The organism is Coprobacter sp., from assembly GCF_982436375.1.
The window spans coordinates 1-2,967 of the sequence record NZ_CEWDCG010000277.1; the positions used below are offsets into that span (position 1 = coordinate 1).

General features: G+C 39.3%; 2 protein-coding genes. Both read right to left on the minus strand.

Translation table 11 applies throughout. The features are described from left to right. Positions 1-200: 200 nt before the first annotated feature. Positions 201-2,408 carry a glycoside hydrolase family 3 C-terminal domain-containing protein gene (locus tag AC1WHX_RS11570; RefSeq protein ID WP_122337703.1) on the minus strand — a complete coding sequence of 736 codons (2,208 nt, stop codon included), beginning with the start codon at positions 2,406-2,408 and terminating at the stop codon, positions 201-203. 159 nt (positions 2,409-2,567) lie between these two features. Next, entirely contained in the window at positions 2,568-2,756 is a 189-nt protein-coding gene (locus AC1WHX_RS11575) for an Arm DNA-binding domain-containing protein (RefSeq protein WP_229088672.1), read from the minus strand. Positions 2,757-2,967 lie beyond the last annotated feature (211 nt).

A 2,967-nucleotide genomic window follows, 5' to 3' on the forward strand; every position in this document is an offset into this window, starting at 1 on the left:
CTCTTATATATTTTGGTCCTATCATAACAGAAGTTGTTTCTCAATATATTTATTTTTAAGAGTATTCTCAGCCTCGATAAGAAAGACAAACAAAGCCTCATGACAGCAAAAAAAATAGAAAACAGATTGTCTAAACAAAAAATAAGGCGGTCAAAATGACCGCCTCAGAGTCTGTTACAAATTCTACTTCTAAAACCCAATCATCTTATTACATAAGCATCTCCTGTAATCTGACATACAGAACTTTTTACCAATCCTTTCGACTTAGCCTCAGGAGTAGGCGACATTCCTCCGACATATATTGTTTTCTTACCCGGAAAAACAGTTATGACTCCGTTTTCATCCGGCAAAGACATATCTCTCGGAGAAATCTCGAACGAAAGCGTTTTTTCTTCTCCTGCTTTCAAATAAACTCGCTTAAATCCTTTCAAAGCCGTAATCGGAGCTTTTTCCACACCTTCATGAGAAAGATACAGTTGGACAACTTCATCCCCATCTTTCTTCCCTATATTTTTAACTTTTACCGAAACTTTTATCGGCTCACCGACTTTTCCTCCGGATACGACTTGCGGTACAGAATAATCGAACATCGTATAACTTAACCCAAAGCCGAATGGATACAATGCTTCACCTTTGAAATAGCGATAAGTTCTATTTGCCATAGAAAACGCTCCGAAAGGCGGCAAATCGCTATCCGAACGATAGAACGTAACAGGCAGCTTCCCCGACGGATTATAGTCGCCAAATAATACATCTGCAATTGCTTGTCCTGCAAATTGACCGCCATACCATGCATTCAGGATAGCAGGAATATTCTGAGATTCCCATTCTATACCTAAAGCACTACCCGTCATCATCACAAAAATAACCGGCAAACCCGCTTCCTTCATTTTTTTCATCAATTCAGTCTGTACTTCAGGTAAAGCAATTGTCGTACGGTCTCCTCCTCGAAATCCATCGACCGAGATCGGCAATTCCTCACCTTCAAGACGAGGAGATATTCCCCCTACAAAAATCACCTGATCTACACCTTTTAAGCGTTCTATCAAAGCATTTAAGGTTTTCTCATCCGAAGGTTTCACACAATCTATCGCTCTATCGTAAATGACTTGTGTGCGCTTTCCGACTTTCGAACGTATTGCCTCCAGCGGAGTAATCACCTTGGAGGGAAAGCCGTTATAATTTCCCAATACAACAGTCGAGTCATCGGCATTCGGACCTATAACAGCAATTTTCTTTAAATTTTTACGTAAAGGCAATACATTATCATTTTTCAACAACACAACCGATTCCCTGGACATTTTCAAAGCCAATGCCTTGTGTTCGTCACATTCAAGAACAGACAACGGAGTATCGGCATATTTTACCCGATCTGCAGGATCAAAAAGCCCCAAACGGAACCGGGTCATAAAAAGGCGCTTTACAGATTCATCGATCTGAGCTTCGGTAATAAGTCCTTGTTTCACGGCATCAACCAGTTTTACATATATATTCTGCCCACATTCAAGATCTGTTCCATGCAATACGGCATCAGCCGAGGCATGAGCAGCATCGGCGTGAGTTTTATGCTTCAAGAAATCATCAATAGCTCCGCAATCAGATGTCACATAACCGGTAAACTTCCATTGTTTTCTTAAAATATCCTGCATTAAAAGGTCATTTCCACAACACGGCTGACCGGCCAAAGCATTGTAAGCACACATTACGCTCGACACTTTCGCATCCACGACCAAATCTCTGAAAGCAGGTAAATATGTGTCCCACAAATCATACATGCTCACTTCTGTATTGAAAAAATGCCGGGAAATTTCCGGACCACTATGCACGGCATAATGTTTTGCGCATGCCGATGCTTTTAAATATTTAGGATCATCACCCTGCAAACCGTTGACGAAAGCCTTTCCTAAAGTTCCGGTCAAATAAGGGTCTTCTCCGTAAGTCTCCTGTCCTCTTCCCCAGCGCGGATCTCGAAAAATGTTAATATTCGGAGTCCAATAAGTCAATCCATGATAAATTTCATGAACCCCTTTCGATATGGCATCATGATATATAGCCCGGCCTTCATCGGCAACAGATGATGCAACTTGTTGAAATAAAGCATCATCCCATGTTGCAGCCATACCTATGGCTTGTGGAAATACCGTCACCTTATAAGGTGTACGTCCAACTCCATGCAAACATTCATTCCACCAATCATAGGCCGGAATACCCAAACGCTCGATAGCCGGAGCTTTATTCAACATTTGGGAAATCTTTTCTTCCAGTGTCAACCGAGATACCAAATCATCTACCCTTTTTTCGAAAGAAAGATCAGGGTTTTGAAACGGAAAAATATTCTGAGCTTTTCCTGTATAAGCGCAAAAACCCCATAAAACAAATAAAACGCAATAAAAAATTTGATTTTTCATGTATGATAGTGTTTATGTTGATGATTAAAATTCAAGATATGCAAAAATAGCATTAATTTATAATCTCAAAAAATTACATTCACAAAGATCACGATTCTATATTAAAGAAATAAAAACATCCCGATTAAATACAAATTAAAAAAGGCATAAATAAACAGATTAGAATCCGGGATATTTAAGTACTAAATTTTCAATAAAAACGCTAATCCTCTTGTTTATAATAAGCAATGCTTCATGGTTGGGACATTTGGGCTTAGGCAGGTTCTTCTTGAAGTCCCAATGTGCAGGATTGACAGAGATTCCTAAACTCTTGTACTTCTTCTTTCCATTCTTACAGATTCTCACCATAAGTGGTGACTCATTATTCTTAAAACTTTTGATTTACAGTATATTACATTAACCGTTACTATCATTCTTAGTTTAACTATCGGTTTAACTGAACCATGTAAACCAACGCAATTTAGACATAAAAAAAAGAGAATTACTTTGGCGTAACTCTCCGATTCCTAAGTGATCCGCCTGGGGCTCGAACCCAGGACCCCAACATTAAAAGTGTTGT

Coding starts and splice junctions, on each gene's coding strand:
- AC1WHX_RS11570 (WP_122337703.1), bottom strand. CDS start 2,408: ATGAAAAATCAAATTTTTTATTGCGTTTTATTTGTTTTATGGGGTTTT.
- AC1WHX_RS11575 (WP_229088672.1), bottom strand. CDS start 2,756: ATGGTGAGAATCTGTAAGAATGGAAAGAAGAAGTACAAGAGTTTAGGA.